Raw genomic sequence first — 23,991 nt, forward strand, 5'->3', positions numbered from 1 at the left:
TGTGGGACCATATTTTCCAAACTTACAAATTCCAGCTGTCCTCGATTTTCTGCGTTCTTTACCAGCATTTTTATCCCCCCACACCATTATACCGCATTCCCTTTCCTTATACGAGAAAAAGACCACCGATAGGTGGCCTTTTTCGACAGGCTGAGACCGCACAAAACAATGTGCGGTCTGTTTTTTAAACGATTCAGCCTTCCGAATTCTCTGTGCGGGGCAGAAAGCGCACTGCTACCAACCAGTGGAACAGAGCGGCAAACACCAGCCTGAAGGCGACACCCAGCACGGTATCCACAATGCGCAGCACCACCGCGCCCTGAATGCCATAGATTCCGGCGCCCAGCATCAGGGCGCCAAAGCAGTTCATGGCCGTTTTGTACCGGTAATCGGTGCAGAAGCCCAGACACAGCCCGCCCAGCAGAGAATGGAGCCCGGCGGGTGTAATGGAGTAAATCAGGAAAAAGGCCAGCGAGCCGGCCACTGCCCCCACGATGCGCTGGAAGAAACGGGGGGCTCCGTTGTCGGAATAGGGATATTCCGACAGCAACGAAGCACAGGCAAAGCCCATCCACATGAACCGCTCCACCCCGAACACCTGCCCGGCGGTGAGCACCAGCGCCACGCCAAGGGCCATGCGCAGCTGCCACAGATGCACGATGTTGGCCAGATCGAACCGACGCACCACATGGTGGAACCGCACGGCTTTGTGCTGATGCCGGTGCTTGCCGAACAGGATGGCGCCACAGATCAGATAGCCAACCAGCGTCAGAAGCGTCCGCCGGGCCAGCGCCTCGCCCACCACCGGATTGCCGGTCAGATACACATAGGCAAAGCTGTACAGCCCACCGTTGCCCAGCTCCGGCCGCTGTGTGGTCATATAAAGCAGAACGAAAAAGGCTACGGCGTGCATCGGGATCAGCAATGGCGCGGGAACCACCGCCGCCGCACTGGGCACCGCCACCAGAATGGCCAGTGCCAGCGCCAGTGTGATCAGAGAGTCGCCGATACAGTATTCAAAATTCACAAATCGGATGCCCAGCATGATGCAGAACAGCGCCACCGCCATGGGAGTGTTGTCGGAGCCGAACAGGCCGGACAACAGGCTGATGAACACGATGGCAAAGGCCACGATCAGCACCGAGCGCACGGCCATCGCCGTCCAGTACCAGGCTTTTTCCCGCCGGGTGGTGCAGGCAGCGATTTTGCGTTTCAGAATCGTCGGGTCCAGCTGCAAAGCGTCATAAAACTTCATGGTCAACGTTCTTTTCTTCCCCTTCCTCAATGTGGGCCGCCAGCCGGCCGGTGTATTCCAGAAACGCCTCGAAATCCGGCCCGGCGCTGCGCCACAGATCATAAAAGGGCTGCAAAATGCTCTCGTAGCTCTGCTTCAGTTCGGCAAGGCCTTTGTCGGTCAGATACAGCCGGTAGCTGCGCTCGTCTTCCGGCTGGCGCTCCTTGCGGATGCACTCCTTCTCCGAAAGGCTTTTCAGGCAGCGGCTCACCGCTTCCTTTTTCATGCCGCTGCTCTGGCTGAGCATCACCGGGGTATTCTGCTCCGGCCGCAGATACAGCAAAGCCAGAAGCTCACATTCGCTGGTGGTCAGCACAGAACGGCGCGGCGGCAGCAGAGCGCGCATGATTTTTTGCAGCTGCTGCTGGCGGCGGGCCATATCGGTCCATTCGAGTTCCATGGAATTCCCCTTTCTCATATAGTTAACGGTGTTAATTATATGGCGCGGATTCCTGTTTGTCAAGAACGGAGACAAAGAAAAAGGGATCCTCCGAAGAAGATCCCTTTGACGAGTTGCGTTTTGCCTGCGGTACGGGCGTAGCTTGCTGCCGGTGTGCGTTCTGCTGCCCCGAACAATCAGCCCTGGTTTCCGTAAACATCATCGGTAAAACGGATGTAGTCCGGCACACCGTTCCAGTAATCCTCCTGACGGATCAGGGCATACTCGGCAACGGCCATCTGGTTTTCATAGGCCTGCCCGTTTTGTGTGAAGTCCTGATAGGTGACCATTTTGTCCTGGAGCTTCACGAGGAAGTAGTCCTGCCAGATGCGGTAAATGGTGACCGGTCGGTCCCCATCCATCAAAAGTTTCTGGTGCCATTGCCCGGTGGCGCTGTTCCAATAATAGGTGACGCTGCTTTCCCCTTTGGTGAAAAAGAACTCCAGATAAGGCTCAGGAGCAGGAAAGCCCGCCTGCACCGAGTCAAATTCCAGCTCCGGCGGCGCAATTTCGTCCAAAAGCAGCGTGCTTTCCCTGCTGGAAGGATCAAACTGGTACAACGCATTTTCGCTGGATTCAATGTAGTAAATGGCATCGTCCCGGTAAAATACATACTGTTCCGCCGTGTCAAAAGAAGCCAGGGGAACAATCGCTTTCTTTGCGGGATCGAGCGTGTATAGCTCCCTGACAAGCGTTCCGTTTTCTCCGATTTTAGAGGAGGAAAGAACCAGTTTGTCCCCGAAAGAATTCACAAGAGAAGCGTTCTGAAGGTTCAGACCGGTCTCAGAAAGATCCATCAAAGTGGTGATTCTGCGGGACGAGAAGTCCGCGCGAACAAGCTCCGGGTGTAAGGATGTGTCCTTATCCACCGAATCCACCAGCAAAACAAGAGCGTCGCCATCCGCGAACACTCCGCTTGCGCTGTTTATCACCCGGTCGAACGAAAGCTCCAGGGCGATTCGGTCGCTCCCGTTCGGATTTAAGCGATAGATGCAGGATTTTGCATCCTGCTCAGAGGCTTTTTGCAGCAAAAGGCTGCCTTTTTTCAAAACATAAACATACTCATCGTCTGCAAAAACCGTGGCACCACCGACCGCGGTGGGAATGTAGCTGGTGTCATCCTCGCTCTGGTGGTCGCTGCCCACGTCACTGGAAAGATAGACGCGGTGCCGGGAAGGAAAATCCGTGTATACAATGTTTTGCGCAGCCGAAAGAACATTCTTGGTGTAAACCAGATCATAAAATCCATCCTCCACCTGTGCTCTGCCCCCGTAGAAGATCCCGTCCGCAGAGGAGACCAGACGATATCTGGTTTGCGTGTTCTGCACTTCTTCGGCTGTGGAAGAGGCAGGAACAGAGACGGTGGAATGTGAATTTACAGCGTCGCTGCTTTCCACCGGCGAACAGGCGGTAAACAATGCGGCAGCTGCGGCCAGAAGGATCATCTTTTTCGCGGTGACATGGTTTTTCATGGCGGTTGCTCCTTCTCTTGCTGTGCTGATCTTATGTTACTATCTTACAATCTTTTTTCACATTCTTCAATGCAGTATGCGCTTTTTGGCTGCTATCTAGCAAAGAAGGGACATATTGCTGCAAAAGGTACAGGAAGAAAAGGGGATTGGGCTTTGAGTTGACGAAAAGCCTCGTTTCTTTTATAATATCTCTATTCGATATATAAGGAGGGCGCTATGGAATTTCTCATTCTGGGGTTGCTGATGCTTTCGCCCATGACCGGCTATGAGCTGCAGCAGTTCATCAAACAGAATCTGGCCCTGATCTGTTCCCACAGCGCAGGCAGTGTGCAGACCGCACTGGCCAAGCTGGAGCGGGAGGGCCGCATCACCGCTGCCGAGAGCTCCGAGGGACGGCGGCGCAAACGGATTTTTTCCATCACCGAAGCGGGCCGTGCTGCCTTCTCAGATTGGGTGGCCCAGCCGATGCAGGCCGACCGGGTGAAAAACATGGAGCTGGCCCGGTTGTTTTTTCTGGGGCTGGCCGACCCGGCCCAGCGGGCGGCCGCCATCCGGGACTATGTCCGCCAGATGGAGGAAGCCGAAGCCACGCTGCGGGCCATCCGCGCCCGGTTCGACGCCATCCGGCAGGGAGAGGTGCCCGGCGGGCGGGACTGGGATTCCATTTTCCGCTTTCAGGGATATACCATCGATTACGGCATTGCCGCCGCCCGCTTCGAGCGGGACTGGTATGCCCGACTGCTTTGTGAATTGGAGGAAAAGGAATGAAAATACTTGTTTTGAATGCAAGCCCCAAGGGCAAAAACTCCGCCACAGTCCATACGGCGCTGTATCTGCAGGCCCTGCACCCGGAGCATGACTTCAGCTTTCTGCCTGTGGGTCAGCGGATCAGGGCTTATGAAAAGGATTTTTCGCCGGTGCGCGCCGCTCTGGAGCAGGCAGAGCTGGTGCTGTTCTGCTATCCGGTTTATACCTTCATTGCGCCCTATCAGCTGCACCGGCTGATCGAGCTGATCAAGGCGGACGGGGTGGACCTGACCGGCAAATTCGCCAGCCAGATCACCACCTCCAAGCACTTTTATGATGTGACCGCCCACCGCTATGTGGAGGAGAACTGCTGCGACCTGGGCATGAAGGTGATCCGCGGGCTTTCGGCGGATATGGAGGATCTTCTCTGCGAGCAGGGCCAGAAAGATGCCCGTAACTTTTTTGATCAGCTCATGTTCTCCTGCCAGCACGGGCCCTTTGTTCTGCCGCCGGTAAAGGCTCCGGCCCGCCGGAAAACGGTTTATCAGCCGGTGCTGCCCGCCGCGGAAAAGGACCGGAAAAAAGATGTGGTCATCGTGACCAACTGCGCTGCGGACGACGAAAATCTGGCAAACATGATTGCGGATTTCCGCGCCGCGCTGCCCTGCGAAAGCCGGGTGGTGAATCTGCGCCAGTTCCCCTTCGACGGCGGGTGCCTTGGCTGTTTTGGCTGCGCCATCACCGGAAAATGCGTGTATAATGATGGTTTCGACGAATTTCTGCGCAGCACCATCCAGACCGCGGACGGGTTTGTGTACGCTTTTACCATTGCGGATCACTACACCCAGTCCAGCTTCAAGTGCTTTGACGACCGGCAGTTCTGCAACGGCCACCGCACCGTGACCCACGGCACGCCCATTGCCTATCTGGTCAGCGGTGATTATCGCTATGAGCCCAACCTGCGCATGATTCTGGAGGGCCGGGCCGAGGTAGGCGGCAACTATCTGTGCGGTGTGGCCACCGACGAGGGCGACGCTGCATGCGAGATCCGGCAGCTGGCGGAGAATCTGACCTTTGCCATGGACAAAAAGCTCACCCGCCCGGCCAACTTCTACGGAGTGGGCGGCATGAAGATTTTCCGGGATCTGATTTATGTGATGCAGGGCCTGATGAAGGCGGACCATAAATTTTATAAGCAGCAGGGCATTTACGACTTCCCCCAAAAGCAGAAAAAACGCATTTTGCAGATGAAGCTGGTGGGGGCGATGCTGGCGGTGCCCTCCATCCAGAAGCAGGCGAAGGGGAAAATGACGGAAGCAATTGTGGGGCCCTATCGCAAGGTGATTGAGCAGGCTCAGGGAGGAAACAGGCAATGACGTTTACAAAAATTGACCGCAACGCATGGCCGCGGGAGGAATATTTCAACCACTATTTCAGTCAGGTGCCCTGTACTTACAGCGGGGTGTTCAAGCTGGACATCACCCGGCTGCGGCAAAGCGGGCAGAAACTCTATCCGGCCATGTTGTATTATCTGTCCACGGTGGTGAACCGTCATCAGGAATTCCGCATGGCGCTGGACGAGGCAGGGGAGCCGGGCTATTACGATGTGGTTCACCCTTGTTACACCATCTTCCATAAGGATACCGAAACCTTTTCCAATTTGTGGACGGCCTATACCCCGGATTTTGATGCCTTCTGCGCCGCGTACGAGCGGGATATGGCGACGTATGGAAACAACCCGGGCATGATGGCCCGGCCGGATACCCCGGCCAACACCTTTCCGGTGTCCATGATTCCCTGGGCCAGCTTTGAGGGGTTTAATCTGAACCTGCAAAATGGCTACGACTACCTGCCGCCCATCTTCACCATGGGGCGCTTTTATGAGGAAAACGGCCGGGTACTGCTGCCGCTGGCGGTGCAGGTGCACCACGCGGTATGCGACGGCTTTCATCTGTGCCGTCTGGTGAACGAGCTGCAGGATCTTTTAAACGGGTGATCGGCTATGGAACGTGTGATCGTGATCGGCTGCCCCGGCGCGGGCAAGAGCACCTTTGCCCGGGCGCTGCATCAGGCGACCGACCTGCCGCTTTTCTATCTGGATCAGATCTGGCACCGGCCGGACAAAAGCACCCTGTCGGAAGAGGAATTTGACGCGATCCTGACGGACGTTGTAAGCCAGCCCCGCTGGATCATCGACGGCAATTACCTGCGCACCATGGAAATGCGGCTGAAACGGTGCGATACGGTGTTCCTGCTGGATTATCCGCTGGAGCTATGTCTGGAAGGGGCGGCGGCCCGCATCGGTGCGGCCCGGGAGGATATGCCCTGGGTCGAAACCGAGTTTGACCCGGAGTTCCGGCAATGGATTGAGGATTTCCCCAGGGATCAGCTGCCCCGGGTGTATGAGCTGCTGGATTCTTTCCGGCAACAGGCGGACTGTATTGTCTTTCGTTCCCGGCAGCAGGCGGATGACTGGCTGCGGGAATGGAAGAAGAAAAGGGAAAACGAAAACAATCCTGCATAAGTTCAGGTGGTGGAGCGATACACTGCCGGAGGAGTCTGCCGGGAATGGTGCGGCGCTGCACCAGAGCAGCAAAGAATTTTCAGGATACAACACAAAGGACCGGCTCGCCCCGTTAAGGGGCGGCCGGTCCTTTGTCGCAAAATGCAGATTGGAGGATGTTATGAAATAAGAGGAAAAATCGAAAAAGAGAATGCCTTACTCCTCGTCGTGGCCATGACCGTGATCATGGCTGTGACAGCCGCCGCAGCAGCCGTTGCAGGAGGGGATGTCGTCGGTGGGCAGGCCGTTGCGGGTGCGGTAGTCGGCAATGGCCGCCTGCACCGCTTCCTCGGCCAGCACCGAACAGTGGATCTTGTGCGGGGGCAGGCCATCCAGCGCCTCGGTGACTGCCTTGTTGGTCAGCTTCAACGCCTCGTCCACCGGTTTGCCCTTGATCATCTCGGTGGCCATGCTGCTGGAAGCAATGGCGCTGCCGCAGCCGAAGGTGTTGAATTTCACGTCGGTGATGATGTCGTTGTCGATCTTCAGGTAGATCTTCATGATGTCGCCACATTTGGCGTTGCCCACCTCGCCCACGCCGTCGGCGTCGTCGATGGTGCCCAGATTACGGGGATTGAGAAAATGGTCCATGACCTTATCACTGTATAACATAGTTCTTGATTCCTTTCTGAAGATCGTTCCAAACGGGGGAGATCGAACGCAGGTAGGCCACCACATCGGTCACGGCCTGAATGATGTGCTCCATCTCCTCGGGGGTATTTTCATGGCTCAGGGTCAGGCGCAGCGAGCCGTGGGCCACCTCGTGGGGCAGACCAATGGCCAGCAGCACATGGCTGGGATCCAGCGAACCGGAGGTGCAGGCGGAACCGGAGGAAGCACCCACACCCTTCTGATCCAGCAGAAGCAGCAGCGATTCGCCCTCGATGCCCTCAAAGCAGAAGCTGGCGCAGCCGGGCAGCCGGTGTTCCCGGTCGCCGGTGAGGGTGGAGTGGGGAATGGCGGAAAGCCCCTCGATCAGCTGATCACGCAGGGCGGAGACCTTCGCGGTGTTGGAATCCATTTCCCGCACCGCATCCTGTAAGGCGGCGGCCATGCCGGCGATGGCGGGCAGATCCTCGGTGCCGGCCCGCTTGCCCCGCTCCTGTGCGCCGCCCTCAATCAGGCTGGTCAGCGCCACACCCTTGCGGGCATACAGAGCGCCCACGCCTTTGGGGCCGTGGAACTTGTGGGCGGAGAGGCTGAGCATGTCGATGTTGTCCGCCTGCACGTCGATGGGCAGATGACCCACCGCCTGCACCGCGTCGGTGTGGAAGAGTACGCCCTGCTCCCGGCAGATGGCGCCGATGGCCCGGATGGGCTGGATGGTGCCGATCTCGTTGTTGGCGTACATCACACTTACCAGAACCGTGTCCGGTCGAATGGCGGCCTTTACGTCCTCGGGGCGGACGATGCCGTTTTCGTAAACGTCCAGATAGGTCACCTCAAAGCCCTGTTTTTCCAGCTTCTTCAGGGTGTGCAGCACCGCGTGATGCTCAAATTTGGTGGAGATGATATGCTTTTTGCCCTTGCGCTGGCCAATGGCTGCTGCGGAGAGCAGAGCCTGATTGTCGGCCTCGCTGCCGCCGCCGGTGAAAATGATTTCCCGGGGCTCGCAGTTCAGAATCTTTGCGATGGTCTGGCGGCTTTCGGCCAGCTGCACCGCGGCCAGCTGGCCGGGAGTGTGCAGGCTGGAGGGGTTTGCGTAATTGTTTTCGATCACGCCGAGCATGACCTCGGCGGCATGGCGGCTCATCTTCGTAGTGGCCGCATTATCGGCATAGATATAGCCCATTTGTATTCCTCCTGAATCAAACTGCCGGATGCCCGGCAGGAAACGCTGTGGCAGGGTGGGAAGTTAATTCCCATCGTTGCAATAGGATAATAACACGCAAAACCCGGAAAGTCAATAGGAAAATAAAAAAATTGCACAGCCGGAAAAGGCTGTGCAGGTGCTCCGCAGAGGTTCAAACAGGGGGCAGCGTGCCGTCCAGCATATCCTGAAGGGTCACGCTTTGCAGAAAGTTTTCCACCAGGTGATCCAGCCGCTGCCACAGGGGCAGGGTGGCACACTGGTTGGCCCGGGGGCAGTCACCATCGGAGCATTCCCGGCAGTTCACCGGGGCAAGCCCGCCCTCTGCGGCCTTCAGAATCTCGCCCACAGTGTATTCCGAGGGAGCATTGGCCAGCCGGTAGCCGCCGGCCTTGCCGCGCCGGCTTTCCAGAAAACCGGCCTTGTTCAACAGCGCTACAATGGCTTCCAGATACTTCATCGAGATGCCCTGCCGTTCGGCCACGCCGCCCAGAGCAACGTATTCTTCCGGCGGGTTTTGCGCCAGATCCATCATAACGCGCAGAGCATAGCGCCCTTTGGTGGAGATCATCATAAACACAACACCTCATCACAGTTCCCGTGCGGCCCGTCCGCAGGCCGCGCACACACTTCAACATGGATATTGTCTGATATTTCCCCACAAAAATCAAGGGGTTACAAACAAAACGGTGATTCGTATGAATTGCGCTGCCGCTACGGATAAAATTTGTGCAAATATCTCAGGAAAACGGCGCATCTGCTGCATGCAAAAGCAAGTTTATGCAGTGAGTGCCATCGAACCGGCGCAGCAGCGCCGGGCAAAAAATTTTTTGCTGCCGTCTTGTACGGGGCACATGGCGGGTGTATACTGTACAGGTAAACCGACCGACCGGTCGGTCGGATTTCGGTCGCTGTGTATTTTTACACGGCATCTTCATTTTACACAATTCCCAAGGAGAATGCAGCTATGTCCAAATATTGCGTGAAAAAGCCGTTCACCGTGGTGGTGGCGGTGATCATGGTGATTGTGCTGGGCGTGATCAGCTTCACCAGCATGACCACGGATCTTCTGCCCGCCATGGAACTGCCCTATGTGATGGTGGTTACCAGCTACCCGGGCGCCAGCCCGGAGCGTGTGGAGGCGGCGGTGACTGCGCCGCTGGAGGCGGGGCTGGGTACTGTGAGCGGTGTGAAAAACGTGACCAGCACTTCCAGCGAGAATGTGAGCATGGTGGCTCTGGAATTTGAGCAGGACACCAATATGGACAGCGCCATGGTGGCTCTGTCCACTGCGCTGGATCAGATCAAGGGCGCTTTGCCGGATACGGCGCAGAACCCCATGCTGATGCAGCTTTCGCCGGACATGCTGCCGGTGATGATCGCCAGTGTGGACATGGAAGGCATGGACATCTACGATCTTACCGAGTTTGTGGATTCGGACGTGATCCCCGGTTTTGAACGGCTGGATGGTGTGGCCAGTGTGAGCGGCACCGGTATGGTGGAGCAGACTCTGCAGGTGACCCTGAGCCAGGAAAAGATCGATGAGGTAAACACCCGGGTGCTGGCCAGCGTGGACGATAAGCTGGCAGATGCCAAGCAGGAGCTGGATGACGCCCGCAGGAAGGTGGAGGACGGCCGGGCCGAGCTGGAAAGCGGCAAGACTGCGCTGGAGGACAAGCAGGCCGAGACCGCCGACCAGCTGGCAGAGGGCAGCGCTCAGCTGGATTCCGCCATCGCCCAGGCGCAGGCTCTGGCCAGCCAGGAGGCGGCGCTTACCGCCAGCAAAACTGCGCTGGAGACGGAGAAAAAGGGATACGAGGACGGCGCGAAGCAGATTGCGGACGGCCTTGCCCAGATGGATGCGGGCCTTGCTCAGATGGACGACGGCATTGCCCGAATCGATGCCGCGGTGGCAGGCATTGACCAGATGCTGGCCATGGGCCTGCCGGAGGATACCGCGCTGAGCGATCTGATGGCCATGCTGCCCACGCAGGAATTGAAGGACGCGGTGCAGGCGCTGATGGATCAGGGCATGACCACGCTGGCGGATCTGACGGCCGGCAGGGAGCAGATGGTTGCCCAGAAGGATCAGCTGACCACTCAGCGGGCCGAGCTGGCCGCCCAGCGGGATGCGCTGGCTGCCCAGCAGACCCAGCTGCAGCAGAAGATGGATGAGCGTCTGCCTCAGATTGAGACCGAGCTGGCCAATCTGGAAACCGAGCTGATGGCGGCCAAAATGATGAAGGAGGCCGCCCAGGAAGGGTTGGAAAAGGCGCAGGAGGCCTATAAACAGCTGGAAAGCGGCAAACTCAGCGCAGCGGCAGGCTTCGGCAGCGGTCAGGCTCAGCTGGCGGCAGCGGAGCAGTCGCTGACTCAGGCTGAGGAGCAGATGGAGCAGGCCCAGGAGCAGTTTGAGGATGCCCGCCAGCAGGCCATGGAGCAGGCGGATCTTTCCACTCTGCTCACCAAGGACATGGTAAGCAGTCTGGTTATGGCGCAGAACTTCTCCATGCCTGCGGGCTATATTAAGGAAGGGGATGACTCCTATATCCTGCGGGTGGGCGACGCCTTCTCGGATCAGGAGAGTGTGGAGAACGCCCTGTTGATGCACATCGACGGTGTGGGCGACATTCGCCTGAAGGATGTGGCGGATATTGCCATGACCGACAACAGCGCCGAGAGCTATGCCCGGGTGAACGGAAACAGTGCAGTGGTGCTGACCATCCAGAAGGGCTCCACCGCCTCCACCAGCGAGGTGTCCAAGGAGGCCAACCGGGCCATTGAACAGCTGCAGGAGAAATATCCCGGCCTGCGCATCACCCCGCTGATGGATCAGGGCGATTACATTCAGATGACGGTGAGCAGCGTGTTGTCCAACCTGGCGTGGGGCGGTGTGCTGGCGGTCATCGTGCTGGCCATCTTCCTGAAGGACTTCAAGCCCACACTGGTGGTGGCACTGAGTATTCCCATCAGCCTGATGTTCGCGGTGGTGCTTATGTATTTCTCCGGCGTCACCCTGAACATGATCTCTCTCAGCGGTCTGGCACTGGGCGTGGGTATGCTGGTGGATAACTCCATCGTGGTGATCGAAAACATCTATCGCATGCGCAGCGAAGGCACTCCGGCCGCAAAGGCAGCGGTGCGGGGCGCCAGGGAGGTGGCGGGCGCCATCGCGGCTTCCACCCTTACCACCATCTGCGTGTTCCTGCCCATCGTGTTTACCGAGGGCATTACCCGCCAGCTGTTTACCGATATGGGCCTGACCATCGCCTATTCGCTGGTGGCCAGCCTGCTGGTGGCCCTTACGCTGGTGCCTGCCCTCAGCAGCACGCTGCTCAAAACCGCCAGCGAAAAGCGCCACCCCTGGTTCGAGAGCATGGTAAACGGCTATGCCCGTGCGCTGCGGTTCTGTCTGCGTCACAAGGCGCTGCCGCTTGGCCTGGCAGCTGTGCTGCTGGGTGTGGCAGTGTGGCAGACCGCCCGCATGGGTATGGAGTTCATGCCCACCATGGGCGGCAATCAGGTAAGCGCCACCCTGACCCTGCCGCAGGGTACCAAACGGCAGGATGCCTGTGAAATGGCCGATCAGGCCATGGAAACCATGCTTCAGGTTCCCGGTGTGGAGACCGTGGGCGCCATGGACGGAGGCAGCACCGCAAGCATGCTGGGAATGGGCGGTTCCAGCTCCAGCACGGTGGAGAGCATGAGCTTCTACCTGCTGCTCAGCGAGGAGGCCGCGAAGGACAGCCAGGCTCTGGCGGACCAGATGGCCAGAGATGTGCAGGAGCAGCTGCCCGGCTGTGAGCTGGCGGTATCCACCTCCAACATGGACATGTCGGTTCTGGGCGGCAGCGGCATGGAGATCGTGATTCAGGGCCGTGATCTGGACACCCTGCAGGCCATCAGTCAGGATATGATGGACCTGCTGGGCCAGGTGGAAGGCTTTACCGAAATCAGCAACGGGCAGGAGGACGGCGCACCTCAGATCCGGGTGACCGTGGACAAGGACAAGGCCATGCAGTACGGCCTGACCGTGGCTCAGATTTACAGTGATCTGTCCGCTGCGCTCACCACCGAGACCACTTCCACCACCCTCACCGTGGGGCAGGATGACTACGATGTGGTGATTGTGGACGAACGGGATGCCCTGACCAGAGAAAATCTGCTGGATTATCCCTTCACCGTACAGGTGCAGGGAGAGAACGGCGAGACCGAGGAGGAGACGCACACTCTGGGCGAATTTGCCACGGTGCAGACCGATGCCAGCCTTTCCTCCATCAGCCGAGACAACCAGCAGCGGTATATGACCGTGACCGCGGCGACCGAAGAGGGCTACAACACCACCCTGCTCAGCCGCCAGGTGGAGCAGCTGCTGGCGGATTATCAGGCCCCGGAGGGCTATACCATCCAGATCAGCGGTGAGGTGGAGACCATCCAGAACGCCATGGTGGATCTGGTGAAGATGATCGCACTGGCGCTGGTATTTATCTATCTGATCATGGTGGCCCAGTTCCAGAGCCTGCTCAGCCCCTTCATTGTTATGTTCACCATTCCGCTGGCCTTCACCGGCGGCCTGCTGGCGCTGTGGATCAGTGGGCAGCAGCTTTCGGTGATCTCGATGCTGGGCTTTTTGATTCTGGCAGGCGTGGTGGTAAACAACGGCATCGTGTTTGTGGACTACGCCAACCAGCTGCGGCTGGCCGGCATGGAAAAGCGGGACGCACTGGTGCTCACCGGCCGTCGGCGCATTCGTCCCATTCTGATGACGGCCCTCACCACCATTCTGGCCATGAGCACCATGGTGTTCTCGCAGGATCTGGGGGCGGAAATGAGCCGCGCCATGGCCATTGTGACCATTGGCGGTCTGGCCTATGCCACCCTGCTTACTCTGTTTGTGGTTCCGGTGCTGTATGATATGCTGTTCCGCAAGGAGCTGAAAAAGGTAGACCTTGGGGAGGATGACGATGAGTGAACAGACGAAGGAAAAGATCTTTCAGGGCGTTTTGAGTCTGGCGCAGCAGGGCGTGCCGCTGTATGAGGTGAAGGTGCAGGCCATCGCCACCGCTGCGGGTCTGGGCAAGGGAACGCTGTATGAATATTTTTCCTCCAAGGAGGAGATACTGGCAGCGACCATGCTCTGGTGCATGGAGCGGGAGCTGGGTGCGCTTGAGGAGCAGCTGGATGCGGGAACATCCTTTGAAAGCAAGCTGGAAAACGCACAAACCTTTGTGGTGAAGATGCTGCTGGAACGGGGCAGCAGCTACCGGGTGATTGCCGCCGCACTCACCGCGCCGCGGGGAAGCAGCGAGCTGCCCCAGCAGGCCCGCCGCCCGCTGGAGCAGTGCAAACAGCGTCTGCTCGGGCTGATTCAGTGCATGATCGATACCGGCCGCGGCGAGGGCAGAATCGGGCCCTCCTGCAGCGACGAATACTGTCATTATGTGATGAAGGCAGCGATGCTCAGTGTCTGTGCGGTCCAGAGCTGCGAGGGAGAAGCGGGTCTGAATCGAAGCGCGGCACATGTGCGGGACATGATCTGCAAGGCGCTGGCCTGACGGCTGTGCAGGACATCGAAAAACGGACGGATTTTCCGCCTGTTTCCGGCGGTCTTGCGTGTAGCAATTTGAAACAAAGGGCGGCAATACGATTGACAACAGGGGAAGAGAGCTCGTATCATGATAAGCGGTTCGTGTCGTTTTGGCACAGTTTTGTTCCGTTTTGTGGAGAATTTAAAGTGAAAGAGGAAAGCGTATGTTAGTCAATGTTGTGATCCTGCTGGTGGGCTTTGCCCTGCTGGTCAAAGGCGCAGATGCCTTTGTGGACGGCTCTTCCGGCATCGCCCGCCTGCTGCGGGTACCCTCGGTGGTGATCGGTCTGACCATTGTGGCCATGGGCACCAGCCTGCCGGAGGCGTCGGTAAGCATCACTGCCGGTCTGGCCGGCAGCAACGGCCTGAGCCTGGGCAACGTAATCGGTTCCAACCTGTTCAACCTGCTGGTGGTGGCCGGCGGCTGTGCGCTGATTCTGGCCTTCGGCATTGAGCGGCAGCTGATCGTGCGGGACTTCCCGGTCTGCGTGGGTGCGTCTGCGCTGCTGGTGCTCTTTTTGCTGGACGGTGTGCTCCAGCGTTGGGAGGGCCTTGTGCTGTTGGCCTGCATGGTGCTGTACATGATCTGGACCGTGCGTGCAGCCATGAACGAGCGCACCGAAGAGGACGCGGAGGACAAGCCCTCGGTGGCCAAATGTATCCTGTTTGTGGTGGTGGGCATTGTGGCCATCATCTGGGGCGGTGACCTGGTGGTGGACAGCGCCAGCGCCATTGCAGCGGCTCTGGGCCTGAGCGAGACCCTGATCGGTTTGACCATTGTGGCGGTGGGCACCAGCCTGCCGGAGCTGGCCACCAGCATCGTGGCCGCCCGCAAGGGCGAAAGCGGCCTGGCCCTGGGCAACGCCATCGGCTCCAGCACCTTCAACATCCTGTTCATTCTGGGCGCGTCCAGCGCGCTGACTCCCATTGAAAGCTCTGCCGAAGTATTTTCCGACGCGGTGGTGCTGCTGGTGGTCACCGCGATCATGTGCCTGTGGTGCTGGCTGAAGGGCCGGATGAGCCGGCTCATGGGCGGCGTGGGTATTCTGGTTTATGTGGGCTACATTGTCTATGTGGTTCTGCGCTGAGAAAGGATAAAATCAGACGAAAAGGCACGGCGGGCCGAAGCAGGGCTGCCGTGTCTTTTTTGTTTCCGGCGGGCCGTGAAACGGGGCAATGCCGGGTACACTTGCCAAATCCGGGGGGATTCCATTATAATAAGCAATAAAATAACAAGTGCAGAACCCAATATACTTGCGGAAATCAAAATGGAAAGGACGGCACAAGGATGATGATCAGCGTTGCGATCGTGGAGGATGAGGCGGCCTATGCAGAGCAGCTGCGGGAGTTTCTGGTGCGCTATTCCCAGGAGAGCGGGCACGAATTTGAAATCAGCATCTTTTCCGATGGGGATGAGATCGTGGAAGGCTACAAGGCCCAGTACGATCTGATTCTTCTGGATGTGGAAATGAAATTTATGGACGGCATGACCGCCGCCGAGGAGATTCGCCGGGTGGATCCGGAGGTGGTGATCATCTTCATCACCAACATGGCGCAGTATGCCATTCGGGGCTACGCGGTGGATGCCATGGACTATGTGCTCAAGCCGGTGAGCTATTTTGCCTTTTCCCAGCGTTTGAGCCGGGCCATCCAGCGGATGAAAAAACGGGCCCGTCGTTATATGACCATCTCTATCAAGGGCGGCGCCCAGAAGCTGGACATTGACAAAATCTATTATGTGGAGAGCCAGGGTCACAACCTGATCTTCCACACCGAGCAGGGTGACCATGTGACCAGCGGTACCATGAAGGATGTGGAGGAAAAGCTGGAATCGCTGAACTTCTTCCGCTGCAACAAGGGCTACCTTGTGAATCTGGAGCATGTGGACGGCGTACAGGGCGGCTGTGCCATTGTGGGCGGCAAGGAGCTGCTGATCAGCCGCGGCCGAAAAAATGATTTCATGGAAGCACTGGCCAATTATGTGGGCGAGGTGATCAAGTGAACATGCCGTTTCCCGACATACCCCGCCTTTATACCGCCATTGCCGAATGGCTGGCCTGTATGGTCTATATTGCCCAGCTGCCCCTGCGCATCCGGGGCTGGAAGCTGGCGGGGGTAAGCGTAGGCATGCTGGTGGTTCAGTGTGTGTTCCTTTTGGTCACCGGTGATGCGCCGCTGTTTTTGTGGATTCCCTGTATGATTGCGGCAATCGGTTTGATGCTGGTATTGTTCTGCGTCTGCTGCAACCTGCCGGTGCTGGATGCCTGTTATCACTGTATGCGTGCGTTTCTGCTGGCGGAATTTGCTGCGGCGCTGGAGTGGCAGCTGTATTTTTATACCCTGTTCCGGCTGGGCTGGTACAGCAAGCTCTGGGATGTGCTGTGCCTGATTGTGATCTACTCTGCGGTGTTCAGTTTTATTTATCTGCTGGAGTATCGCCGCAGGGATTCCAACCGATATTTTAAAGTTACGCTGCGGGAGACAGGCAGCGCGGTTGCGATTGGTCTTGCTGTTTTCCTTATGAGCAATCTGAGCTATGCGTACAGCAACACGCCCTTCAGTAGCGGGTTTGTGACCGATATCTTCAATACCCGCACACTGGTGGATCTGGGTGGTCTGGCCATTTTGTATGCCTATCATGTGCAGCGGGGCGAGCTTCACATGCGCTACGAGCTGGATTCCATCCAGAACGTGCTGCAGAATCAGTATGCCCAGTACCGCCAGTTCCGCGAGAGCATCGATGTGATCAACCGCAAGTATCACGATCTGAAGCATCAGATTGCGGCGCTGCGAGCCGAGAGCGATCCGGATCGTCGGGCCGCCTGGCTGGATGAGATGGAAGAGGACATTAAAACCTACGAAGCGCAGAACAAAACCGGAAACCCGGTGCTGGACACCGTGCTCACCAGCAAAAGCCTTTACTGCCAGAAGCACGGCATCACCCTCACCTGTGTGGCGGACGGTACCCGCCTGGGCTTTATGAGCGTGATGGACATCTGTACCATCTTCGGCAATGCGCTGGACAATGCCATCGAGTGTGAGCTGCGCATCGCCGACAAATCCAAGCGGCTGATTCATGTGACGGTGGCGGTGCAGAAGGGCTTTTTGCTTCTGCGGTTCGAAAATTACTATGAGGGAACGCTGGAGTTTGAGGGTGGCCTGCCCGTAACCACCAAAAAGGACAAGGCATACCATGGCTTCGGCATCAAGAGCATCCGTTATACCGCGGCGAAATACGGCGGCAGTGTAACGGTGAAAGCAAAAGACAACTGGTTCGAGATGAAGGTGCTGTTTCCGCTGCCCAAAAACGGAGCGGAGGACACCGAACAAACCAGTCAATAATGACAGGAAAGCCCGCGCATTTTTCACAGTTCAGTGGAAATGCGCGGGCTGTTTTTGTGGGAAGCAACAAAAAATGAAATGATTTTGTAACTTGCCAAGAGCTCTTGGTGAATCTGCTGAAAATTCGCGGGAATGTTTTGTGCGGAATGAATAAATTGAATTTCCATTCATGCGCAAAAGATGCGATTTGTGAAGATGCTATGAAATATGAAATAAAAATGTGTTAAAATGCAGGCAGAAAAACGGGGGAGACCGGAAACAAGGTCTGTCTTGTAAAACATCTGGCGGTGCGGCGGGCCGCTGCGGGGCAGATAGGGAATGTTCCGTAACCGGCGCATCGGAAAGGAAGGTGGCTGCGCGCACAGTGAAAAGCCTCTTGCGGAGGCGAGTACGCAAGCATTTACATTTTTAAGGAGGAAACGAAATGCTGTCTATCAATATTGAAGACGTCATCAAAGTTCTCAATTCCATGAAGCCTCAGCTGATTGGCTTTGGTGTCGTTCTGGTGCTGGCGATCGTTGCCATGATCGCCTGCATGAAATTGCCGAAGGCAAAGAAATACATGATCCGTTGCCAGGCCGGTCTGGCCATCCTGCTGGCCCTGGTAATTACTGTTAACCTGATCTGCTTTGGCCCCATGAACACCATGATCTCTCTGGCCACCGGCAGCGGCTCCATCAGTGAGGAGACCAGCGCCGAAGCCACCGATCTGGTTGAGGACATTGCGGACGAGGGCATCGTTCTGCTGAAGAACGAGGGCAGCACCCTGCCCCTGACCGCCGGCAACCTGAACGTGTTTGGCTGGGCTTCCACCAATCCCGTTTACGGCGGTACCGGTTCCGGCGCTCTGAACGACGCCTACCACACCGTTACCCTGCTGGAAGGCCTGGAGAACGCCGGCTTCACCCTGAACACCGAGCTGAGCGATTTCTACACCGCTTACCGTGCAGACCGTCCCACCATTGCCATGGGCACTCAGGACTGGACTCTGCCCGAGCCTCCGGCTTCCACCTACACCGATGAGATGATGGCCAACGCCAAGGCCTTCTCCGACACCGCTCTGGTTGTGATCGGCCGTTCCGGCGGTGAGGGCGCTGACCTGCCCACCGATATGGCCGCTGTGATCGACGGCAGCTGGCAGGATGGCACCACCTCCTACGCCGGCAGCTACACCAACAACTCCACCGAGTATGCCGACTTTGAGCAGGGCCAGCACTATCTGGAACTGAGCAAGACCGAGCGCGACATGCTGGATCTGGTTTGCTCCAACTTCGAGAACGTAATCGTGGTTTACAACGGCGCCAACACCATGGAGCTGGGCTTCGTGGATGAGTATGCTCAGATCAAGAGCGTGCTGTGGTGCCCCGGCACCGGTCAGTCCGGCTTCAACGCTCTGGGCAGCATCCTGGCCGGCACCGTGAACCCCTCCGGTAAGACCGCCGACACCTTCGTGTACGATCTGACCGCTACTCCCACCTGGAACAACTTCCACGCATTCAGCTACACCAACGCCGACGAGTTCGCCGCCGCTGGCTTCATGATCAAGTCCACCACTCCTCGTTTCATCAACTACAACGAGAGCATCTACGTGGGCTACCGCTTCTACGAGACTGCCGCCGCTGAGGGCGTGATCGACTACGCCACCACCGTGCAGTATCCCTTCGGCTACGGCCTGAGCTACACCAGCTTCAGCCAGACCATGAGCGACCTGACCGTGGACGGTGAGGGCAACATCAGCCTGGATGTAACCGTGACCAACACCGGCAGCGTGGCCGGCAAGGATGTGGTTGAGGTTTACTACAATCCTCCCTACACCAATGGCGGCATTGAGAAATCCACCGCCAACCTGATCGCTTTCGACAAGACCGAGATGCTGGAGCCCGGCGCTTCCGAGACCATCACCATCACCTTCAAGGCTGAGGATATGGCTTCCTACGACGCCGACGTGAACAAGGCTTATGTGCTGGAGGCTGGCGATTACATCATCAGCATCAACAGCGATTCTCACACTGTGATCGATTCCCGTACTTACAACGTACCCTCTACCATCGTTTACGGTGAGGGCAATGCCCGCAGCACCGATGCGACCGTTGCCACCAACCAGTTCGACTTCGCTGACGGCGGCGTGACCTACCTGTCCCGTGCGGACGGCTTCGCCAACTACGCCGAGGCTACCGCTGCTCCCGCCAGCTACGAGATGAGCGATGAGCTGAAGGCTTCCTTCATCAACAACGGCAACTACGATCCCAACGAGTACAACAATGCCGACGACGTGATGCCCACCACCGGTGCCTCCAATGGCCTGCAGCTGGTTGACATGCGCGGCGTTGACTACGACGACGCTCAGTGGGATACCTTCCTGGATCAGCTGACCATCAATGATATGGACACCCTGATCGCTCTGGGCGGCTACCAGACCGCTGCGGTTCCCAGCATCGGCAAGGTTCAGACCTATGACTGCGACGGCCCCGCTTCCATCAACAACAACTTCACCGGCGTGGGCAGTGTAGGCTTCCCCAGCGCTGTGATGATCGCTTCCACCTGGAACCAGGATCTGGCCAGCGAGTTCGGCCGCAGCATCGGCAAGATGGCTGACGAGATGAACACCACCGGCTGGTACGCTCCTGCCATGAACAATCATCGTTCCGCTTTCGCCGGCCGTAACTTCGAGTACTACTCTGAGGACGGCGTGCTGAGCGGCAAGATGGCTGCCAAGGCCATCCAGGGCGCCGAGGAGTTCGGCGTGTACGCTTACATGAAGCACTTCGCGCTGAACGACCAGGAAGCCAACCGCTGCGATATGCTGTGCACCTGGGCTGACGAGCAGTCCATCCGTGAGATCTACCTGAAGCCCTTCGAGATTTCTGTGAAGGAAGGCGGCTGCGACGCTGTTATGTCCTCCTTCAACTACATCGGCCACAAGTGGGCCGGCGCCTGCGACGAGCTGCTGAACAAGGTTCTGCGCGACGAATGGGGCTTTGTGGGCATGGTTCTGACCGACTACTTCGGCGTATACGGCTACATGGATGCTGATCAGGCGATCCGCAACGGCACCGACTTCTGCCTGGTGAACTACGATACCGCCACCAACCATGTGACCGATACCACCAGCGCCACCGGCGTTCAGGCCATGCGTCAGGCTTCCAAGAACATCCTGTACACCGTGGTGAACAGCCGCGCTTATGCGGAAGAGAACCTGAACATGGGCATGCCCACCTGGCAGATTGTTGCCATCGCTGCCGACGTGGTTCTGGCCGCTGTGCTGATCGTTCTGGAAGTGCGCACCATCAAGGGCTACGGCCGCCGCAAGGCTGCTGTGCAGGTGGAAGGCAAGGAAGAGGCGTAACAACCTCGGCTCCCTGCGCGCAACCGGTAACTGAATCGACCTGAAAATCGGGGCTCCCGTGTGAAGCTCACGCGGGGGCCCCGACCCCTGGGCCGGCTCCCAGAGGAGGGGTTGGAAAAGCCCTTTTGTGGGAACCGGCCAATGGATCAACACGCCCAAGGGGGGCGTAAATAGCAAAGGAGTTATGAGCCCATGAAGTATAAGGAATTGATCGATCAGATGACTCTGGAGGAGAAGTGCAGCCTGCTGTCCGGCCGTGACGTGTGGACCACCCGCCCCATTGAGCGCCTGGGCATCCCCAGCATTTTCCTGTCCGACGGGCCCACCGGTGTTCGGAAGCAGATGGGCGCGGGCGATCACCTGGGCCTGAATGCCAGCGTGCCCGCCACCTGCCTGCCTACCGCTGCCACCATGGCCAACAGCTGGAATCCCGAGCTGAGCCAGCAGGTGGGCCGCCTGGTGGGCGAGGAAGCTGCCAGCCTGGACGTGAACGTGCTGCTGGGCCCCGGCCTGAACATCAAACGCAGCCCGCTGTGCGGCCGTAACTTCGAGTATTTTTCGGAAGATCCCTATCTGTCCGGCAAGATGGCAGCTGCCTTTGTGCGCGGCGTGCAGGAAAACGGCATTTCCGCCTGCCCCAAGCATTTTGCCGCCAACAGCCAGGAGCTGCGCCGCATGGCCAACGACAGCGTGATGGACGAGCGAACCTTCCGCGAGATCTACCTCACCGGCTTTGAAATTGCCGTGAAGGAAGGTCAGCCCAAGACCATCATGAGCGCCTACAACAAGATCAACGGCGTTTATGCCAACGAGAGCAAGCACCTCTTGCAGGATGTTCTGGTGGATGACTGGGGCTATCAGGGTGCAGTGGTCACCGACTGGGGCGGCTCCAACGACCATGTGGAGGGCGTCCGTGTGGGCAGCCATCTGGAAATGCCCGGCACCGGCGGCGACAGCGACCGGGAGCTGGTGGCAGCGGTCAAGGAAGGCCGTCTGAGCATGGATCTGCTGGATCAGCGTGTGGATGAATTCCTGCGTCTGGTGTTCTCCACCATCAACGCGCCTGCCGCCGGCAAGGAGTTCGACAAGGAAGGCCATCATCAGCTGGCTGCCCATGCCGCTGAGGAAACGGTTGTGCTGCTTAAGAACGAGGACGACATCCTGCCTCTGGCCGAGGGCACCAAGGTGGCTGTGATCGGCGAATTCGCCCAGAAGCCCCGTTATCAGGGCGCCGGTTCCAGCCTGGTGAACCCCACCAAGCTGGATACCGCCAATGAACTGCTGGCAGGCATGCCGCTGCAGTCCGTGGGCTATGCGCAGGGCTATCAGCGCAACAACAAGCACGACGACGCCCTGAAGATGGAGGCCGTTGAACTGGCCAAGAAGGCCGACGTGGTTCTGCTGTATGTGGGCCTGCCCGAGATCAGCGAGACTGAGGGCCTGGACCGGGATCACATGCGGATGCCGGAAAATCAGGTGGAGCTGCTGGAAGCTGTTGCCGAGGTGAATCCCAATCTGGTGGTGGTTCTGGCCGCGGGCAGCCCGGTGGAGATGCCCTGGCTGGATCGCTGCAAGGCTCTGGTTCACGGCTATCTGGGCGGCCAGGCCGGTGCAGGTGCCGTACTTCGGGTGATCACCGGTCAGGTGAACCCCAGCGCCAAGCTGGCCGAGAGCTACCCCATGACCTGTGAGGAGAATCCCTCCAGCCCCTACTACCCGGGTCTGGAGCGTACCAGTGAATACCGCGAGGGCCTGTATGTGGGCTACCGCTATTACGAGACCGCCGGCGTGCCGGTGCGTTTCCCCTTCGGCTTCGGCCTTTCCTACACCACCTTCGCTTACAGTGACCTGAAGGTGAGCGAGAAGGAGGTAACCTTCACCCTGACCAATACCGGCAAGCGGGACGGCGCCGAGGTGGCTCAGCTGTATGTGGGCTGCAAGGACGGCAAGGTGTTCCGCCCGGCCAAGGAGCTGAAGGGCTTCGCCAAGGTGTTCCTGAAGGCAGGCGAAAGCAAGACCGTTACCATCGAGCTGGACGACAAGGCCTTCCGTTACTTTGACGTCAAGACCGATTCCTGGCAGGTGGAGGGCGGTGTTTACCAGCTGATGGTGGGCGCCAGCGTGGCCGACATCCGTCTGGAGGGTGAGGTCACCGTGCAGGGTACCGGCGCTGCCTGCCCCTACGATTCCGCTCAGCTGGAATGCTACTACACCGGCAAGATCACGCAGGTGTCCGACGCTCAGTTCGAGGCTCTGCTGGGCCATCCCATTCCCGAATCCGGCTGGGATGCCAGCGGCCTGCTGGGCATGAACGATGCCATCTGCCAGATGTATTACGCCAAGAATCCGCTGGCCCGTCTGGTCTACAAGATCCTGACCAGCCTGAAAGACAAGAGCATCGCCAAGGGTGAGCCGGATCTGAACATCCTGTTCATCTACAACATGCCCTTCCGCGGCATTGCCAAGATGACCGGCGGCGCGGTGACCATGGATATGGCCCGCTGCATGGTGACCATGGTGAACGGCCACTTCTTCAAGGGTCTGGGCGGTCTGATCAAGGCGTTTTTCGCCGGCCGCAAGGCACAGAAGTAAAAGAAAAGCAGAACCAGTGTGTGACGCCTGATAAATCATGAGGGGGATAAGCATAAAATGAATTTCTGGAATAATTTTGCCGCCAAGCATCCGGCGGCTGCCAAGTGGGTTCGCGAGGGCGGCCTGTTCGTGATCGTAAGCAATCTGATCACCGTGTTCAAGTACCTGATGCTGCAGTTCCTGCCCGCGGCGTTTGCGGGTCTGGGCGATGCCAGCTTCGGCTGGCCCGGCATTCCGCTGACCCTGTTTGGCGAAACCTTTGAGTGGAACATTCTGGGCTACGACCAGGCGCACGGCGGCCTTGCCTACTTCTGCGCCTACATGGTTGCCATGGTGATCGGCGAGTGCATCAACTTCCCCATCCAGCGCAACTTCGTGTTCCGTTCTCACGGCAAGCTGGGCCCGCAGATTGCCTGGTATCTGGTGGCCTTCTGCATCATCACCTGCATCGTGAACTCCATCAACTGCATCTGGGTGGCTGTGGCCGGTCTGCTGGTGCCTGATTTCATCTACAACATCGGCACTACCGTTCTGAACGGCGGTATCTCCATGGTGGTGTTCTTCTTTGTGAACAAGATCATCTTCCCCTCTTCGGAAGGTGAAGCCAAAAAGGCTGCCTGATTGTTCATAGCGACCTGTAATGGAAAAGTGACCTGCTCTGCGCTTTGCGCGGGGCAGGTCATTTGCTTGTAGCCGCCTGCTTTCCCGGCAGGCGGCGCGCTGCCCCAGCGGGGCAACAGGGAAGAAAAGCCGGGAATAAATGGGGAGAAACTGCAAAAAATAAGCAGTGCATTTTCGG

Annotated in this window: 18 protein-coding genes; 12 read left to right on the forward strand and 6 right to left on the reverse strand. The window is 58.1% G+C overall.

Annotated features, from left to right (window positions below):
* Positions 1–193: 193 nt before the first annotated feature.
* The 3 genes from EDD77_RS13300 to EDD77_RS13310 all read right to left on the reverse strand — a co-directional run bounded on the left by EDD77_RS13300 (position 194) and on the right by EDD77_RS13310 (position 3,205).
* On the reverse strand, positions 194–1,255 hold the full coding sequence (locus tag EDD77_RS13300) for an FUSC family protein (protein ID WP_058965259.1): 1,062 nt from the start codon (positions 1,253–1,255) through the stop codon (positions 194–196).
* Complete coding sequence (locus tag EDD77_RS13305; RefSeq protein WP_058965258.1) at positions 1,242–1,694, reverse strand: MarR family winged helix-turn-helix transcriptional regulator; 453 nt, start codon at positions 1,692–1,694, stop codon at positions 1,242–1,244. The genes EDD77_RS13300 and EDD77_RS13305 overlap by 14 nt, the downstream gene beginning before the upstream one ends.
* 176 nt (positions 1,695–1,870) lie before the next feature.
* Positions 1,871–3,205, reverse strand: a complete 1,335-nt coding sequence (locus EDD77_RS13310) for a hypothetical protein (protein WP_058965257.1) — start codon at positions 3,203–3,205, stop codon at positions 1,871–1,873.
* Positions 3,206–3,421: 216 nt separating this feature from the next.
* On the opposite strand from EDD77_RS13310, the gene EDD77_RS13315 reads away from it, so the two are divergent.
* From EDD77_RS13315 to EDD77_RS13330, 4 genes are read left to right on the forward strand one after another with little or no spacing between them, the layout of a single operon-like run.
* Positions 3,422–3,973 (forward strand): PadR family transcriptional regulator, encoded by a 552-nt coding sequence (locus EDD77_RS13315; protein WP_058965256.1) that lies wholly within the window; start codon positions 3,422–3,424, stop codon positions 3,971–3,973.
* Positions 3,970–5,328, forward strand: coding sequence for an NAD(P)H-dependent oxidoreductase (locus EDD77_RS13320; protein ID WP_058965255.1), 1,359 nt, complete (start codon positions 3,970–3,972; stop codon positions 5,326–5,328). Before EDD77_RS13315 ends, EDD77_RS13320 begins: the two co-directional genes overlap by 4 nt.
* Positions 5,325–5,948 carry a type A chloramphenicol O-acetyltransferase gene (gene catA / locus EDD77_RS13325; RefSeq protein ID WP_058965254.1) on the forward strand — a complete coding sequence of 208 codons (624 nt, stop codon included), beginning with the start codon at positions 5,325–5,327 and terminating at the stop codon, positions 5,946–5,948. Before EDD77_RS13320 ends, catA begins: the two co-directional genes overlap by 4 nt.
* Positions 5,949–5,954: 6 nt before the next feature.
* Positions 5,955–6,476, forward strand: a complete 522-nt coding sequence (locus EDD77_RS13330) for a P-loop NTPase family protein (RefSeq protein ID WP_058965253.1) — start codon at positions 5,955–5,957, stop codon at positions 6,474–6,476.
* A 195-nt stretch (positions 6,477–6,671) separates the two neighbouring features.
* Here the strand turns inward: EDD77_RS13330 and nifU are convergent, their stop codons facing one another.
* From nifU to EDD77_RS13345, 3 genes are all read right to left on the reverse strand, one after another.
* The gene (nifU, locus tag EDD77_RS13335) at positions 6,672–7,127 is read right to left on the reverse strand and encodes a Fe-S cluster assembly scaffold protein NifU (protein WP_058965252.1); all 456 of its coding nucleotides are present in this window, start codon (positions 7,125–7,127) and stop codon (positions 6,672–6,674) included.
* Complete coding sequence (locus tag EDD77_RS13340) at positions 7,114–8,307, reverse strand: cysteine desulfurase family protein (protein ID WP_058965251.1); 1,194 nt, start codon at positions 8,305–8,307, stop codon at positions 7,114–7,116. Before EDD77_RS13340 ends, nifU begins: the two co-directional genes overlap by 14 nt.
* A 172-nt stretch (positions 8,308–8,479) precedes the next feature.
* Positions 8,480–8,899, reverse strand: coding sequence for an RrF2 family transcriptional regulator (locus EDD77_RS13345; RefSeq protein ID WP_058965250.1), 420 nt, complete (start codon positions 8,897–8,899; stop codon positions 8,480–8,482).
* A gap of 393 nt (positions 8,900–9,292) precedes the next feature.
* Between EDD77_RS13345 and EDD77_RS13350 the strand changes: the two genes are divergently transcribed.
* The 8 genes from EDD77_RS13350 (at position 9,293) to EDD77_RS13385 (ending at position 23,813) form a co-directional block, all read left to right on the forward strand.
* Positions 9,293–13,297, forward strand: coding sequence for an efflux RND transporter permease subunit (locus EDD77_RS13350; protein ID WP_058965249.1), 4,005 nt, complete (start codon positions 9,293–9,295; stop codon positions 13,295–13,297).
* A complete protein-coding gene (locus tag EDD77_RS13355; RefSeq protein WP_058965248.1) occupies positions 13,290–13,880 on the forward strand; it encodes a TetR/AcrR family transcriptional regulator in 591 nt (196 codons plus the stop codon). Before EDD77_RS13350 ends, EDD77_RS13355 begins: the two co-directional genes overlap by 8 nt.
* A gap of 196 nt (positions 13,881–14,076) precedes the next feature.
* Positions 14,077–15,000 carry a calcium/sodium antiporter gene (locus EDD77_RS13360; protein WP_058965247.1) on the forward strand — a complete coding sequence of 308 codons (924 nt, stop codon included), beginning with the start codon at positions 14,077–14,079 and terminating at the stop codon, positions 14,998–15,000.
* Between the two features lie 200 nt (positions 15,001–15,200).
* The gene (locus tag EDD77_RS13365; protein WP_317408226.1) at positions 15,201–15,914 is read left to right on the forward strand and encodes a LytR/AlgR family response regulator transcription factor; all 714 of its coding nucleotides are present in this window, start codon (positions 15,201–15,203) and stop codon (positions 15,912–15,914) included.
* A 2-nt stretch (positions 15,915–15,916) separates the two neighbouring features.
* Positions 15,917–17,254: an ATP-binding protein gene (locus EDD77_RS13370; protein ID WP_058965246.1), complete on the forward strand. Its 1,338-nt coding sequence runs from the start codon at positions 15,917–15,919 to the stop codon at positions 17,252–17,254.
* Between the two features lie 424 nt (positions 17,255–17,678).
* Positions 17,679–20,600 (forward strand): glycoside hydrolase family 3 C-terminal domain-containing protein, encoded by a 2,922-nt coding sequence (locus EDD77_RS13375; protein ID WP_058965245.1) that lies wholly within the window; start codon positions 17,679–17,681, stop codon positions 20,598–20,600.
* A gap of 192 nt (positions 20,601–20,792) precedes the next feature.
* Positions 20,793–23,192 (forward strand): beta-glucosidase family protein, encoded by a 2,400-nt coding sequence (locus tag EDD77_RS13380; protein ID WP_058965244.1) that lies wholly within the window; start codon positions 20,793–20,795, stop codon positions 23,190–23,192.
* Positions 23,193–23,249: 57 nt separating this feature from the next.
* Positions 23,250–23,813 carry a GtrA family protein gene (locus EDD77_RS13385; protein WP_058965243.1) on the forward strand — a complete coding sequence of 188 codons (564 nt, stop codon included), beginning with the start codon at positions 23,250–23,252 and terminating at the stop codon, positions 23,811–23,813.
* Positions 23,814–23,991 lie beyond the last annotated feature (178 nt).

The organism is Allofournierella massiliensis, from assembly GCF_004345265.1.
GTDB lineage: Bacteria > Bacillota > Clostridia > Oscillospirales > Ruminococcaceae > Allofournierella > Allofournierella massiliensis.